Origin of the sequence: Spiroplasma phoeniceum P40, from assembly GCF_003339775.1 — a bacterium.
Classification (GTDB): Bacteria; Bacillota_I; Bacilli_A; order Mycoplasmatales; family Mycoplasmataceae; genus Spiroplasma; species Spiroplasma phoeniceum.
The window spans coordinates 380,997-395,148 of record NZ_CP031088.1 but is presented as its reverse complement, the minus strand read 5'-3'; the positions used below and the strand labels follow the sequence as shown (position 1 = coordinate 395,148).

The window sequence follows — 14,152 nt, the reverse complement described above, 5'->3', positions numbered from 1 at the left end:
AAAATATAAATAGAATAATGCAGAAAGAAACGAGGCGGTAAAAATGAATTTGGAATTGAATGCATTAATTAATGGTGAATTAATCAATAATGGGGATTGATTAGAAATAATTTCACCAATTAATAATAAGCCATATGGTCGTGTTCCAGCTCTAAAAGAAAAAGAAATAAATGAAGCGTTTAAGTGGGCTCGACAGTCACAAAAAGAATGATCAAATTTAACTTTATTTGAACGAATTAGTTATTTGCAAAAATGAGCAAAATTATTAGAAAGTCATAAGACAGAGCTTGCGAAAATTATGGCCCATGAAATTGGAAAAAGTTTAAAAGATGGTCAAGTTGAAGTAGAGCGTAGTATTGAATATATTGATTACACAATTGAAGAAGCAAAACGAGTTTTTCCAGAAACATTAACTGGGGATGGTTGAAATATTAAAAATAAATTAGGGATTTTTTCTCGTGTTCCAAAAGGTGTTATTTTGGCAATTTCACCATTTAATTATCCTGTTAATTTAAGTATTGCAAAAATTGTACCAAGTTTAGTTGTTGGTAATACTGTTGTTTTTAAACCGGCAACAAATGGCAGTTTAACTGGGTTATATATGGCAAAATTAGCTTTTGAAGTTGGTTTTCCGAAAGGTGTTTTTAATGTTGTAACTGGTCGTGGACGTGATATTGGAGATTTATTAGTTTTAAATCCTGAAATTGATGTTATTTCATTTACTGGGTCAGTTGCTGTTGGCAATCATATTCGCAAATTAGGACATGGAAAATACTTAGTATTAGAATTAGGAGGAAAAGATCCAGCTTTAGTATTAAAAGATGCTGATTTAACAAAAGCAGTAAAAGAAATTGTTGCTGGTGCTTATGCATATTCTGGACAACGTTGTACGGCTGTTAAGCGAGTATTAGTAGATGAAACAATTGCTGATGAACTAGTAAAATTATTAAAAATAGAAGTTAGCAAGTTAGAAGCAGGTTCGCCATTAGATAATAAAGCTATTATTCCTGTCATTGATTTAAAAGCTGCAGATTTTGTACAAGGTTTAATTGATGATGCTTTAGTAAAAAAAGCAACATTAATACTTGGTAATCAACGAAAAGATAATTTAATTAGTGCAACTTTAATTGACCATGTTACCTCAGAAATGCGATTAGCATGAGAAGAACCATTTGGTCCAGTCTTACCAATTATTCGTTGTAAGAATGTTGAAGAAATGATTACTTTAGCAAATAAATCAAATTTTAAATTGCAAGCATGTATTTTTACAAAAGATATTAATGCAGCACTTAATATTGCTAATGAATTAGAAACAGGAACGGTTAATATTAATGGTCGTACTCAACGAGGACCTGATTCATTCCCGTTTTTCGGAATTAATGATTCTGGACAAGGAGTTCAAGGGATTCGTGAAACAATTAATTCAGTGACACGTTTTAAAGGATTAGTAATTAATTATTAAAACTAATCTTTTTTAGTTTTATGATATATTTTAATTATAAGTAGGTGAAAGTAAAAAATGGAAAATAAAGTAGAGCAAATGTCTTTGCGTGAAGAAAAAAATTGAACAAACTTTGAATGAACTAATGTCAACAATTCAAGCAATTAATTTAGATCTTACTGAATTACAAGAACGAGCAAGTTTACAAAAGAATGCTGTTCTTGATGAATATGATACTATTGGTGAGCAAATTGCCAATATTGCTAAGGAAATTAATGATTTAGAATATAAGTTTGATATTACCGAATTTTCACTATATTTAATTTTTTTAGATTTAAAATTATCATTTAATATTTTAAAAAATAAGTTAGAAGTAACAAAATATTTAATCCAACTTTTTAAAAGACAGTAATTAATTATTATTTTTAGGGGAGGTTATTTAAAAATGGATTTAAAACAAGAAAAGTTTTTGTTTACAGATGGAGAAGAACATCTTATTACTGATTTTCAAAAAGAAAAGGGCTATATTTTTTATTTTTTTCCGAAAGCAGCAACACCAGGCTGTATTTTAGAAACAGTTGCTTATAATCGTTATTATCAAAAATTTTTAACTGCTGGTTATAATGTTATTGGTATTAGTCGTGATAATTTAAAAAAACAAACTAAGTTTCAAAATGATAATAATGTTATTTTCCCCATGTTATGTGATATTGATTCTAAATTATGTGAAATGTTTGGTGTCTTGAAAGAAAAAAAAATGTTTAATAATGTTTATTTTGGCATTGAACGAAGCACTTTTTTGTTGGATAATGATTTTAAGATTATTCAAGAATGACGGAAAGTTAAACCAGTTGAACATATTAAAACAGTATTGTCAGTAGTAACAGAAACTGATTTAAATAATAAATCTTAGTGTTATATTTATATTATTTTAGTAATAATTAGCATTGTAATGTAAGTTTTTAGGAGAAAAAATATTTAAAATTACGAAAGGGTTTTAATATGGTACAAAATTTAATAAACTTATCAACAAATTTTAAATATAATGGTTTATCTAACCAAAAAATTATTATTAATTATAATAAAGTTTTTAAATATATTAAATTAAGCAATAAAACAAAAACAATTATTAGTTGATTATTAAGTAACAATAATTATATTACTAATATAACTATTTTTAATATAACTATTTTTCCAGATTATATTTCATATGATTTAATTGCAGGATATACTTTTACTCAAATTGGAAATACTGGGATGTTAGAATTAAAAAGTATTTTGTCAGTCCTACAAAGTTTACAAAAATTAAAATATAAAAATAAATATATTGTTCATGGCGATTTAATTCCCGTTAATGTTATTTTTGAACAAGATTTAAAAATTAAAAAAATAATTGATTGAGATAATGTTAAACTTGGTTCAAAATATCAAGATTCAGCATATGTTTTTTGATTATGAATAAATTTTGGTGGAAATAATAAAAGTTTTAGTGAAATTAAAAAAGAAGCTAATGTTTTTAAAAACACTTTGCATTATAATCAAAAAGACCTTAAGTATCTTAAACGATGAATTTATAAAGTTATAAAAAGTGAAATGAAAAAACATTCTTATCAAATTAAGAGTAATGATTGATTGTTAAAATGTTATTTAAACTGTATAAAGTGGGTTAAATATGAATGAAAAAAGCTTTGAATTTAAAAACATTTTTTAATATAAAATTAAATAAAAATGATATTAATTTATATTTAAGTTTTTTCTTATATTCTTTAATTCCATCAATATGAATTTTAGTTCGCACAATATTATTACAAAATATATGGATGTTTCATTAGATACTTATGCTCAATGAGAATATCTTAATATTATGCTTGAAATTCTTCAAGAAGTTTTTGTTTTTCCATTATTCTTTTTTATTGGAAAAATTAAAAATAATAAAATTGATGACTTAAATAAAATTCGTCAAATTTATTTATTTGTTTTTTTAATTTACTTAGGAATTATTTTTCTTTTTTCTTTTTTACTGATAATCTAATTAAAGTTATTGATGGTTATAATTATAATGATCAAATAATATTTTTTAATTTGCAATTATTTTCAAAAATTCCAGAAGTTTTGTTATTAATTTCTACTGTTTTTTATTAAATATTGGTAAAAGTAAGGCATTCTTTTTTCTATTATTTAGGTAAAATGATAATTTATATTATTTTAAGATTTTACGTTAGCAAATGAAAATGTTTTTGCAAATACATATATTGGTTTGGGATTAAGTAGTATTTTAACTAATATATTTTTATTTCTTTTTTCTTTATTAATTATTGCCAACTTTTTTAGTTTTAAAATTTTTTGAAATATTAAGACTTTTCGATTAACAAAATTAGAATTTAATAAAGTTTTTTTCTTAATTTTATTTTTACTTTTTTATCATTGTCAATTGATAACTTTTTCTATTTATTGGTAATTGCAAAAACATTAAATTCATTAACTGCATCTGGTTCATATTGATTAGCAAATCAATTAATTTGAAATTGAATTTTATTACCAATAATTGCTTTAGTTGAACTATTTAAAGCTATAGTTGCCATTAATGTATATGAGGGCATAAATAATAAAGAACTTAATAAAAAATTTATTAAATATTTTAAGCTTTCATTTCTTTTATTTGCTGTTTCAGCAAGCATATTTTATGGACTATGAATTCCTTTTTCTAGATTTTTGACTGATAATGATCAAACAAAAATGACCGAATCAATGCAAATTATGAGAATTGTTATTTGATTTTATTTTTTTTATACTTGAGCGACTTTGCTTGATGCAGTTTTTATTGGAATTGGCAAATTAAAATTTTTATTAATAAAATCATGTGTAATAAATTTTACAGTTTATTTAATTCCATTTATATTAATTGCAGTTAATATTTTATTCCTAAACATAAAATTAATTATTTTAATTTATAGTTTTTCTTTATTAGGGTCATTTATTGTTAATCTTATAATGTATTTAATATTGCTTAGCAAAAATAAAGAGACAATGTTAGGATAAAATAAATAAATCCCCTTTAACTAAAATATGTCCCCTTTGAATCTGGCAATTTAATTAAAAATATCATAAAATAATAGATAAATAGTATTGTAAAGGGGGACGAAGATAATAAAGAAAACCGTTTTTTCAAAAAACGAGATTAAGTTACGTTATGACAATTTATGAAAAACAATTTTTATTTTTTATTTACCAACTGTCTTTGTGATGGCAATGACAGCATTATATCCAATCTTCGATAAATTTATTGCTTTAACATTTGTATCACCAAATGTTTTTCATCATCAGCCATATTTGGATTGATATAAAGAACATATTACAATTAATAATGGTAAATTATGAACATATGAATCAGCAAAAATTTTTGTTAATTTGTCAGCCCATTTTTCAATGCAAATTTATAACTTATTATTTGCTTTTGCAATTTTATTTGCGACAGGAACATCAATTACATTTGCAATTAAATCTGGGCAAAGTAATAAACAACAAACACAATCTTTAGCAGGAAATGCTTTGACAATTACCTTTTTATTTTCATTTGTTGCAGCTTTTTTTGTTTTTTGTTTAGTTTTTCCACAATGAGATAATATTATGATTTTAATTCAATTAAGTAAAAAAGGAATCGTACAAGATTTAACTTGGCATTATGTTTTTCCAATGTTACTTGCTAGTACTTTAATGTTTGTTAGTTATTTATTACTAACATTATTACGAACAGATGGAAAAAGTCATGTTGCAATTTACATTACAATTGTAGCAATTGCGATTAATGTCTTATTTTCAATTGTTTTTGTAAAATATGGTCGAATGTTGTTAGAATGTACAATGTTAGGAACAATTAGTTCCTGATTTTTTTTATTATTGTTTTATTATTTTGTATTTATTATAATAAAAATTCTTATTTACGATTTCATTGGCGTGATCTTTTTTATTTACATAAAACAACAATTAAAGAAATTTTTCGATTAGGTTTTTCATCTTTTATTAATAATTTAGGTGCTGTTTTAGTTTCAATTTTATCATCAACAATTATTTCATCATTACCAGGACAATTTATTCAACTCCAGCAATATGGTTTAGCATACTTCCAATTATTTAATAGTGCAATAAGTCCTTGAATTGCTTTTTTTACTTCAATTGCATTAGGGATTGCACAATGGATGAAAAAAATTATTGGGTATAATTATGGAACAAAAAAATATTTACGAATGTATCAAACTTGTTGATATGGATTAGCAATTATTAGTGGTTCCACATAACATTAAAATTGGTAACACAATAAAAGCACGAAATGAAGAGCATAATGCTGCTTTTCGTGCGTTATTCATCCCTTGAAATAACTAAACACCTAAAAAATTAAATAGCAGCACAAGGATAACTCATTAACATTAAAACTGCTATTCACCGATATTCATCAACTAAATCAGCAGGAAAAACAAAAGACATTAACAATTGTGGTCCAAGAGCAATAAATAATAATAAAGTAAAAAGTGTGGATATTTCTTAGCACATGGATTATCGGATGGCACAGACCAAAGTAATATTTATTATTTTATATTATTATGGTTAAATGATTTAATTTCAGCTATCATTTTAGGTATTATTTTATATTTATTTTGATACAAACATTGTTATCATATTTTTAATGAAGTTGATGAAAAAGATCAAGAATATTTGCAAAGTGAAAAACAATAAACAAGGTATTAAAATTAAATAAAATGGTAAATAATTATATACCTTTCTAATAATTATGACAATAGTTTATTTTAATTTTACTTAAATATGTGATATAATTTATTTATAAGAAAAGTTGGCATATTAATATGGAGGGGTATAGCATGAATAATAATGATCCAAAATTTAGTGGTGAAAATGAAAATCATTTTAATTCGTTTGAAAATAACAATAGTTTTGGCAATGATAATTTATTAAACCAAAATGCACCAGTAACACCACTAACAAAACCAATTAGAGTTCCTGGTAATCCAAACGATTTTAAAACAAAAACTAATCCACCTTTTAATTCTTCTTACATTTCAAAAACTTTGGGAATTAATGGAACAGAAGTTAAACCCCAACATAATAAACCAATTTATCAACCAATTATTTATCAACCATTTGTTATGCCTATTATGCCTAATCCAATGAATGCGATGGGAATGGGGGCATATAATCCGATGATGGGTTATCCGCAAATGTTCCCTTATCCAATGATGCCACAATTTCCAATGATGATGGGTTATCCGCAAATGTCACAATATCCCGGAATGTTAACTTATCCTCCAATAGCAGGACCAGAAGTAGAACAACAATTTGCTGGTCAAGATTCTAATTTTAATAAAAGACAGTATTCGCAAGATTCGGGCCGTCATTACTCAATTATGAATCCAGATTTGATGAAACAACAACAGGGAATCAATAACGATTTTGATGATAATTTTGATAATACGTTTAATGAGGGAAATCCTTTTGGGACAAACCATGATTTTAATCAAACAAATGACTTTGGTAGTGCTAATTTTTCTGGTCAAAATGATTTTGACCAAGGAAATTCAAATTTTGGACCAACACCAGATTTTAATGCAGCACCAAGCTTTAGTTCATCATCTGATTTTTCTCCATCAGATGGTTTTAATAATAGCAATGTTTTGGGTAAAATTGATGCAACAAAAATGCCATTTCAATATGATGAAGAAACAAGCAAGCGAAAATTACCAGTTTGAGCAATAGTTTTAATTGTTGTGATAGTACTTTTAGTTTTATCAGTTATAACAATTGTAATGTTGTATTTTAATATAGAAGCAGTTCATGACTTAATTAATGGTTGATTTGGCCTTGATGTACCATTTGAGCCGTGGTTTTAAAAATGTTATTTAATTACTTCGCCGCCCGCTTCACTTCGGGGGTGAGCGGGAGCGGATAGGATATTTTGATAGAGTTTACCCCCCACGGAAATAAACAAAAAAACAGTTTACCCAGTTATTAATTACGATTCATCCATCCCTATACAACTTTATACAAAGAAAATAACCTTTTGGAGTTCCTCCCTCTTGCTTTTTTAGTTTCCGATATTGTTTTTTGGTTTAACAACACTCTTTTTATGAAACAAGCAAAAACACACGCTCTGACATTTCGCAAGTGATTAATCTTGCCGAGAATTAAAGAAATAAATAGAATAGTAAATCCAATCGCTTTCACACTTTCTTTAAAGCTTCGTGCCATAGATGAGTTATCCATCTTTATGCATCAAAATATTAAGTTTTAGATTGCATTATTCATCAGATAGTACCTTTAAAATTAAAAATTAACCTATTTTCCCCAAAAATTAGTTAATATTTATAATTCCCTTTCTGTGATTTATTATATTTTTTCGTTTTAACAACTAATAATATCATTTTTAATAAAGGTACTATCTGATGAATAATAATGCAAATAAAAAAATCGCTCTAATAAGCGGTTACTTTAATTTGTATTTAATTAATTTATTTATATTTTTTATAAAAAATAAACTTTTTTCTTACTACCATAATTGTAGATGTCTCCATTATTTTAGAATGCGCCGCAAGGTGTTTTTTTCGTTTGGTTTGCTCGCCCGAATTTTCTTGACAAATAGTAAAAAATAGTGCATCAATTACTGACAGGAGGAATTATAATTGAGTATTCTATAGATTTGAATTGATCAGAAAATAATTGTAATTTTAATATTGATATTTTAGCAAAAGTTTTTATTAAAAAATTTTGTAAACCATTTTCTTGAACCGCAGTATTTAAAATTTTAACTGGAGCTAAAGGATTTGGAAAATCATATTTATTTTGTTTATTAGCATTATTCTTTCCTTGCAATTTTACAGATTGGAATTCCATCTTAGCACGGTACCAATATAATTCAGCACGCGACAACTTTGATAAAAAAATAACCAGGGTTATTAATGACTTAGAAAAGTTTGGAGTCACAATTAAAGAAGCTATCAAAGAAAAAATAATTAAGGTAACCAATAACGACAATCGATTTGAATACAAATGACCCAATGGTAGAATTATTAAAATTGTTGGATTTGATAATAGTTCTACATGAGAAGGGCAAGAAGCGCCAGTAGGGGAGTATGGTTTTTTAAACTTGATGAAGTCATACCTTTAGATACAGTTATCTTAGATATTGAAGAATATATGTATCGTTTATTTAATATGATAATTCAAATTTCCCGGGGGCAAAATATTAAAACATCAAAAGAAATTATTCCAGAGCTTTGTTATAAAGATGATGAAATTGAATTAAATTTAAGAAAAGAACAAATGGTATTATTTGGATTTAATAATCATGATGCTGATCATATAATTTATCAAACATTTGTACAATCGATTTTTTCCGCTTACTGAAGAAATTAAAAAAGAATTAGAAGACAATTATTTTTCTTGTTATAATGATCCAAATTATATGAATGGAATAGGTATAACCGTTATTCGAGGTACTACAAAAGTTAATGATAAAAACTTAAATAAACGTACGTTTGATTTAGGTAACTGATTAAAGGAAAATAATCCACAAACATACGATTCTTTATTTTTAGGAAAAGAACGTCAATTTGCTTTGGAAAAATATAGTTATCGAAAAGAACTAATAGAAAAGAACTAATATAAGGAGCAAATTTTTTTGATCCAACTGAATTTTGATGAAAAGATATTAATAAATATTGATTTAGTTTTATAGCTGTTGGGTCTGATTATGCAGATAGTATTCAAGGAAAAGACGATGCTGTACAAATTTTAGTTGGGGTAGAAATAAACAAAAATGATGTTCCAACTGAAATTTATATTTTAGAAGAACAATCAATTTCAACTACTGAATTTAAAGATATGACTAAAAAGGTTTCTGGTATGGCAAATAAATTTAATGATTGATCTTTAAAATACCATAAATTAAAAGAAGATTTAAAATATAGAATTGGGCATCATGCACGAACAGTAGGCGATTTTGTTCGAAAAAAATTAATTATTAATCATAATTGAGATGAAAAAAGTCTTGAAAATAGTATTAGTCGGATTTTGGTTACGGGTGAAAAAGGATGAAAAATAGTTGATCGACATTTTACGATAAAACGCTTGTTATCTTCTGGAAGAATATATTTTAAAAAAATTTAACTGTTACTAAAAATATTAATGGTGAAGATATAGTTACAAAAAATATGGTTACCTATATGATGAATTATATAAATGTCTTAATTACGAAAAAACGAATATTAGAGACGAACGTCCTGGCTGAAATAAATTGGATGCTATTAATGCATTTGAATGTACTTTGTCATTTTTTAGATTTAATTTATTTGAAAATTAATAAAAAAGCGGTATACTTAATCTAACGATATAACTGGTCTTAAATGTATATGGTTTCCACAAAATTTGAAAGGTTTTTTACTTGAAAAAATTATTTTATTATTTTAGGTCGTTAATTTATTTTGCTTGTATTGTCTTTTTAAAATCTTGTGGTGGTAATGTATTATTTTTGATTTTAAAAAACCAAACAACAAAAACTAAAATTACTAAAATATTATTTTTATTAGTTTTTTTAAAACGATTAATTTTTTAATAATTTGTTTATCATATTGACAATTATTATCTTTTTCTTCTAATATAATTTTAGTTTTATCAATAACATTTTGTTGATGAATTGAATTGCTTAAAATATATGCATAATTAAATTCGGCTTCATTTTCATATTTGCTTCGTAGAGTATTAAATGTGCCAGGAATAAATAAACTTAATGAAAATTTAATTTTTTTTTTTTTTTTAATTATTTTTTTAAAAATTTATTCATTACTGCTCAACTCTTTTAATTAGCAATATGATAACATAAAAAAAATAATCTTGTTAAGATTTTTTTATTTTTTCAGATGATTTTATTTTTAAATAAGGTAAGATTTAAGTATATGAGAATAGAAAATAGGGTGAAAATGATGGAACAATATCTTAATATGGCTCGTTTTATTTTAGAACACGGGCAAGAAAAAGATGATCGAACAAATACGGGAACAATTTCTTTTTTTGGTTATCAAATGCGTTTTAATTTAAGCAAAGGCTTTCCACTTTTAACAACAAAAAAAGTTCATTTTAAGTCAGTAGTTTATGAATTATTATGATTTATTAAAGGCGATACTAATATTAAATATTTAGTAGATCATGATGTTCGAATTTGAAATGAATGACCATATGAAAAATATAAAGCATCAGCAAAATATAATAATGAAACATTAGCTGAATTTGTTGAAAAAATTAAAACTGATGCAAATTTTGCTGCTGAATTTGGTGATTTAGGACCAGTATATGGGAAACAATGACGAAACTTTAACGGAATTGATCAGTTAGCAAAATTATTAGAAAATTTAAAAAAGAATCCATATTCACGTCGTCATATTATTAGTGCCTGAAATCCAGCAGAAGTTGATGAAATGGCTTTACCACCATGTCATACTTTAATTCAGTTTTATGTTTCAAAAGATAATAAATTAAGTTGTCAATTATATCAACGTAGTGCGGATGTTTTTTTAGGAGTCCCTTTTAATATAGCAAGTTATGCTTTATTAACCCATTTAATTGCCCAAGTTGTTGGTTTAGATGTTGGCGATTTTGTCCATACTTTAGGAGATTGTCATATTTATAAAAATCATTTTAATCAAATTAAAGAACAATTAACACGTTCTCCGCGAAAATTACCAACTTTGAAGTTAAATCAAACCATTACTTCGTTATTTAATTTTAAATTTGAAGATATTATGTTGGAAAATTATGACTCAGCCCCATTAATTAAAGGAACTGTCGCAGTATAATGATTAAGTTATTATGAGCAATGGATGAAAATAATTTAATTGGTAAAAATAACCAATTACCATGACATTTAAGAGAAGAATTACAGCATTTTAAAGAAACAACATTAGGGCAAACAATTTTATTTGGTCGATTAACTTATGAAGGAATTGGACGACCATTATCGAAACGAAAAACATTAGTTTTAACAAGACAACTTGATTATCAAATTAATCATCCGGATGTGGAAGTAGTAACTGATTTAACAGCAATTATTAATTTTTATCATCAAAATTCAAACGAAGATATTTATATTTGTGGGGGAAAAAAAATTTATGAGGCAACATTACCATATGCTTATGAATTAATCATTAGTTATATTAAGGGAAAATATCAAGGTGATACTTATTTTCCTTCGTTTGATTTAAACCAATTTACTTTAATTAAATCAAACGAATATCAGCAATTTGTAATAAAATATTATAAAAGAAAGGAACAAAGTTAAAATGTTAAATATTTGAAAAATTCTTCTGACATGACCACGATTTTTACGAACAATTACTAAGGCAAGAAGTATTAGTAAAAAAATTAAACGAGATCCAAATATTGTTTCAGAAGAATATCGTTATCATTGATTACAAAAACGAACACGCTATATGTTATGAGTGCACGATGTTAAAATAATTGTTCATTATCGTGATAATTGAATTGATAAGGGTTGTTTAATGATTGCAAATCATCAATCGAATGTGGATCCGGCATTATTATTTGCTCTAAATGATTTTAATAAAACCGCACCTTGTGCATTTATTGCTAAAAAAGAATTACAAGATAATCGAACATATCGAAATTTCTTAACATTAATTGACATTTTATTTTTAGATCGGGAAAACCCTCGTCAGACCTTAGAAGTTATTAAAGAGGCAAATGATTTAATTCGTGTACCACGAACAATGGTTGTTTTTCCGGAAGGAACACGAAGTCGCAGGCAAGAAATGGGAGAATTTCATGCTGGAAGTTTTAAAATTGCCCAAAAAGCACATGTTCCAATTATTCCTGTTTCAATTGTTAACTCTTATCCAATTTTTAATAAAGAATTTAAAAAAAGAGGGAAAAAGTATGTTCATGTTGTGTTTCATAAGCCAATTAAGCCAGATACGTTTATGACCAAATCAACTGAATTAATTGCAAATAATGTTAAACAAATTATTCAAAAAGGAATTGATCAATATCAAGATGTTAATCATAAAAAAACTTATGAAGAATATAAAACTTCATTAAAGAAAAAAACGACTTAAAAAAAGAAGGTATCGAATAGTGAATATTTTAGAATTAATTGATAAAAAGAAAAATGGACAAGAGTTATCATGAGAAGAAATTAGCTTTATTGTCAAAGGATATACATCAGGGATTATTCCAGATTATCAAATGTCAGCTTTTTTAATGGCAATTTATTTTCAATCAATGTCAGTTACAGAAATTTCGTTTTTAACTGAAGCAATGATTAATTCAGGAGAAGTATATGATTTAACTACAATTCCTGGTTTTAAAGTTGATAAGCATTCTTCTGGTGGAGTTGGTGATAAGGTTAGTTTAATTTATGCGCCTTTAGTTGCTGCATTTGGTTTAAAAGTGGCAAAAATGTCAGGGCGGGGATTAGGCCAAACAGGAGGAACAATTGATAAGTTGGAAAGTATTCCCGGTTTTAAAGTTGAACTTTCTTTTAATGAATTTAAGGATTTTATTAATAAAACAAATTTATCAATTATGGCTCAATCTGATAATCTTGTTCCTGCTGATAAAAAGATTTATGCCTTACGGGATGTGACGGCAACAGTTGATTCATTACCATTAGTGGCAGCAAGTATTATGTGTAAAAAAATTGCGACTGGTAGTGATGGAATTGTGTTAGATGTTAAATGTGGTAGTGGTGCTTTTATGAAAACAATATCTGATGCACGGAAATTAGCACAAATTATGGTTGAACTTGGAATTAAATTTAATAAGAAGATTGCTGCTGAAATTACTAATATGACAGAACCATTAGGCCGTACTATCGGTAATGCAATTGAAATTTATGAAGCATTACAAACATTACGAGGAAAAGGGCCTGATGATTTGACTTACATTGTATGTGAAGCAGCAGCTTTAAGTTTATGCCAAGCAGGGCTTTTTAAAGATTTAGCAATGGCAGTTAAAGCTTGTGAAAAAAAATTACAAACAGAAGAACCGTTAAATTACTTCCGTGCTTTTGTGAACGAGCAAGGTGGAGATTTAAGTTTTATTGATAATGATTTAACTTTAAAAGAAGTATTAAAAGTAAAAAATATAGTTGAAATTAAAGCAACCCAATCGGGATTTATGGAAATTATTGATACTAATAAGTTAGGATTATTAGCTGTTCGTTTAGGAGCTGGCCGTAATACAAAAGATGAAACAATTGATTATCATGCTGGTATTTATTTAAACAAAAAAACTGGTGAAAAAGTTGCAAAAAATGATGTTGTAATGACTTTATATACTAACCGTTATGTTACTGCCCCAGTTTATGATTGAGCACAACGAACTTTTCGAATTGTTTCAACAAAACCACCACAAGAAGAATTAGTTTATGAGATAATTCAATAAAAGTGATGCTTTAAGTTAATCACTTTTTTGTTTTAATATGGCATCCTGTACGATGAACCCGTAAAAAAGCAACTCTTGTTAGAGTTGTTTTTTATTTGAAAAACAACTTAATAGCAGAGTGGGACAGTTATTTAAAATAACTAAGTTTTTTTTTCCACATAGGCGGTCTAACCCAGCGGTAATCAGTCCGGAAATAATAGACGCAATAACTTGCGATAGTCGTGATAAGTCCAAGGTTAATATCAAACA

At 26.3% G+C, this 14,152-nt stretch carries 16 protein-coding genes and 2 pseudogenes; 16 read left to right on the top strand and 2 right to left on the bottom strand.

Annotated elements, in window-relative coordinates; translation table 4 throughout:
• The first annotated feature begins 43 nt into the window (after positions 1 to 43).
• The 5 genes from SDAV_RS02660 to SDAV_RS02640 all read left to right on the top strand — a co-directional run bounded on the left by SDAV_RS02660 (position 44) and on the right by SDAV_RS02640 (position 3,473).
• Positions 44 to 1,462, top strand: a complete 1,419-nt coding sequence (locus SDAV_RS02660) for an NADP-dependent glyceraldehyde-3-phosphate dehydrogenase (RefSeq protein ID WP_114564439.1) — start codon at positions 44 to 46, stop codon at positions 1,460 to 1,462.
• Positions 1,463 to 1,550: 88 nt separating this feature from the next.
• Positions 1,551 to 1,853, top strand: coding sequence for a hypothetical protein (locus tag SDAV_RS02655; RefSeq protein ID WP_245938471.1), 303 nt, complete (start codon positions 1,551 to 1,553; stop codon positions 1,851 to 1,853).
• A 33-nt stretch (positions 1,854 to 1,886) separates the two neighbouring features.
• Positions 1,887 to 2,354, top strand: a complete 468-nt coding sequence (locus tag SDAV_RS02650; RefSeq protein WP_114564438.1) for a peroxiredoxin — start codon at positions 1,887 to 1,889, stop codon at positions 2,352 to 2,354.
• Between the two features lie 89 nt (positions 2,355 to 2,443).
• Positions 2,444 to 3,139, top strand: a complete 696-nt coding sequence (locus tag SDAV_RS02645; RefSeq protein WP_114564437.1) for a phosphotransferase — start codon at positions 2,444 to 2,446, stop codon at positions 3,137 to 3,139.
• Positions 3,140 to 3,257: 118 nt separating this feature from the next.
• Positions 3,258 to 3,473 carry a hypothetical protein gene (locus tag SDAV_RS02640; protein WP_114564436.1) on the top strand — a complete coding sequence of 72 codons (216 nt, stop codon included), beginning with the start codon at positions 3,258 to 3,260 and terminating at the stop codon, positions 3,471 to 3,473.
• Between the two features lie 412 nt (positions 3,474 to 3,885).
• On the opposite strand, the gene SDAV_RS02635 is transcribed toward SDAV_RS02640, so the two are convergent.
• Complete coding sequence (locus tag SDAV_RS02635; protein WP_114564435.1) at positions 3,886 to 4,119, bottom strand: hypothetical protein; 234 nt, start codon at positions 4,117 to 4,119, stop codon at positions 3,886 to 3,888.
• A 70-nt stretch (positions 4,120 to 4,189) separates the two neighbouring features.
• Here SDAV_RS02635 and SDAV_RS11830 point away from each other — a divergent pair, with 70 nt between their 5' ends.
• Both SDAV_RS11830 and SDAV_RS02625 read left to right on the top strand, forming a co-directional pair.
• The gene (locus SDAV_RS11830) at positions 4,190 to 4,480 is read left to right on the top strand and encodes a hypothetical protein (protein WP_186823452.1); all 291 of its coding nucleotides are present in this window, start codon (positions 4,190 to 4,192) and stop codon (positions 4,478 to 4,480) included.
• 108 nt (positions 4,481 to 4,588) lie between these two features.
• A pseudogene (locus SDAV_RS02625) lies at positions 4,589 to 5,727 on the top strand (MATE family efflux transporter); the annotation flags it as partial.
• Here SDAV_RS02625 and SDAV_RS14590 read toward each other — a convergent pair.
• Positions 5,728 to 5,965, bottom strand: a pseudogene (locus tag SDAV_RS14590) (MATE family efflux transporter); the annotation flags it as partial.
• A gap of 350 nt (positions 5,966 to 6,315) precedes the next feature.
• Between SDAV_RS14590 and SDAV_RS02610 the strand changes: the two are divergent.
• The 9 genes from SDAV_RS02610 (at position 6,316) to SDAV_RS02565 (ending at position 13,903) form a co-directional block, all read left to right on the top strand.
• A complete protein-coding gene (locus SDAV_RS02610; protein ID WP_114564433.1) occupies positions 6,316 to 7,341 on the top strand; it encodes a hypothetical protein in 1,026 nt (341 codons plus the stop codon).
• Positions 7,342 to 8,099: 758 nt separating this feature from the next.
• Positions 8,100 to 8,615, top strand: a complete 516-nt coding sequence (locus tag SDAV_RS02600) for a hypothetical protein (RefSeq protein ID WP_151202500.1) — start codon at positions 8,100 to 8,102, stop codon at positions 8,613 to 8,615.
• A 29-nt stretch (positions 8,616 to 8,644) separates the two neighbouring features.
• Positions 8,645 to 8,863 carry a hypothetical protein gene (locus SDAV_RS02595; protein WP_114564430.1) on the top strand — a complete coding sequence of 73 codons (219 nt, stop codon included), beginning with the start codon at positions 8,645 to 8,647 and terminating at the stop codon, positions 8,861 to 8,863.
• A complete protein-coding gene (locus tag SDAV_RS02590) occupies positions 8,826 to 9,110 on the top strand; it encodes a hypothetical protein (RefSeq protein WP_114564429.1) in 285 nt (94 codons plus the stop codon). Before SDAV_RS02595 ends, SDAV_RS02590 begins: the two co-directional genes overlap by 38 nt.
• A 242-nt stretch (positions 9,111 to 9,352) precedes the next feature.
• Positions 9,353 to 9,616 (top strand): hypothetical protein, encoded by a 264-nt coding sequence (locus SDAV_RS02585; protein WP_114564428.1) that lies wholly within the window; start codon positions 9,353 to 9,355, stop codon positions 9,614 to 9,616.
• A gap of 812 nt (positions 9,617 to 10,428) precedes the next feature.
• Positions 10,429 to 11,298 (top strand): thymidylate synthase, encoded by an 870-nt coding sequence (thyA, locus tag SDAV_RS02580; RefSeq protein WP_114564427.1) that lies wholly within the window; start codon positions 10,429 to 10,431, stop codon positions 11,296 to 11,298.
• On the top strand, positions 11,298 to 11,780 hold the full coding sequence (locus SDAV_RS02575) for a dihydrofolate reductase (protein ID WP_114564426.1): 483 nt from the start codon (positions 11,298 to 11,300) through the stop codon (positions 11,778 to 11,780). The genes thyA and SDAV_RS02575 overlap by 1 nt, the downstream gene beginning before the upstream one ends.
• Position 11,781: 1 nt before the next feature.
• Complete coding sequence (locus SDAV_RS02570) at positions 11,782 to 12,573, top strand: lysophospholipid acyltransferase family protein (protein ID WP_114564425.1); 792 nt, start codon at positions 11,782 to 11,784, stop codon at positions 12,571 to 12,573.
• A gap of 19 nt (positions 12,574 to 12,592) precedes the next feature.
• Positions 12,593 to 13,903, top strand: a complete 1,311-nt coding sequence (locus tag SDAV_RS02565; protein ID WP_114564424.1) for a thymidine phosphorylase — start codon at positions 12,593 to 12,595, stop codon at positions 13,901 to 13,903.
• Positions 13,904 to 14,152 lie beyond the last annotated feature (249 nt).